We start from the raw sequence: 1,049 nt of genomic DNA, 5'->3' as shown, positions 1-1,049 counted from the left end.
TTTATACTCACGTGGCGACTGAACGATTGAAGCAGATCCACAGTCAACACCACCCAAGAGCATAATGATGGCTTGCTTCATCCTCTTTGATTGGATGAAAAGAATTTATTTAAAGGTGACTTTAATGAGCGTATTACGCCGACTAACTCTGCTGACTTTACCATTCTTTATTACCGCGTGTGGTGCGGAAGAAAGTCAGGCAAAAACCGAAACTCCTGCACAACAGGCTACGCCAACTGCGCAACAACACTTTGATGAAGCGGCGCTAAAAGCGAAGTTCTCGAAACTAGGTCTGTCTATTATTGATATTCAACCTTCAGACGTGGCGGGCTTGCTAGAAATTCAAACCAACGGCGGCATATTGTTTGCGTCAAACAATGGCGATCACTTTATTGCAGGTACGCTATACGCGATTGATGACAACGGCGGTTACAAAGACGTACTTGCAGAACGCCAAGCGCCTTTGAATGCTGAGAAAATCGCTAAGTTTGCAGACAGCATGATCGAATACAAAGCGGACAACGAAAAGTACGTGGTGACGGTATTTACTGACATCACTTGTGGCTACTGTGTTCGTCTGCATAACCAAATGCAGGGCTACAATGATCTAGGTATTACTGTGCGTTACATGGCCTACCCTCGCCAAGGTGGGACAGGGCCTGTTGCTGAGCAAATGGCAACGATTTGGTGTGCAGAAGATCCAAAAGCGGCGATGCATAACGCGAAAGTGAGCCGCACTTTCGACAATCCAGCGAAAGATCTTGAGCAATGTAAAGAGACCATTCAAGCGCACTACAACGTTGGTCGTCAGTTAGGTATTTCAGGTACACCTGCAATCTTCCTTCCAAACGGTGAGATGGTTGGTGGTTACTTACCGCCAGCTGAACTACTGAAACGTTTAGAGCAACTGTAATCCTTTAAGGAGCAGAGCCGACGCAATAGTCGGCTCTTTTCAAGCATGATAGAAATTCAACGACGTCCCGAACCGGATCTTTCCCTTCTCCCAGATTCCATTCCTCCGATCTTAAAACGCATTTACATCAATCGCG

At 46.2% G+C, this 1,049-nt stretch carries 1 protein-coding gene; it reads left to right on the top strand.

Going from position 1 to position 1,049, the window contains the following annotated elements:
• Positions 1 to 124: 124 nt before the first annotated feature.
• Positions 125 to 913: a bifunctional protein-disulfide isomerase/oxidoreductase DsbC gene (dsbC, locus tag R7Q38_RS24795; protein WP_318114721.1), complete on the top strand. Its 789-nt coding sequence runs from the start codon at positions 125 to 127 to the stop codon at positions 911 to 913.
• Positions 914 to 1,049 lie beyond the last annotated feature (136 nt).

The organism is Vibrio sp. Vb0598 (assembly GCF_033338935.1).
Classification (GTDB): Bacteria; Pseudomonadota; Gammaproteobacteria; order Enterobacterales; family Vibrionaceae; genus Vibrio; species Vibrio alginolyticus.
The sequence above is the reverse complement of the archived record's forward strand: the minus strand, read 5'-3'. Positions and strand labels throughout refer to the sequence as shown.

Excerpts from the sequence above, each read along its gene's own strand:
- dsbC (WP_318114721.1), top strand. The coding sequence starts at position 125 with ATGAGCGTATTACGCCGACTAACTCTGCTGACTTTACCATTCTTTATT.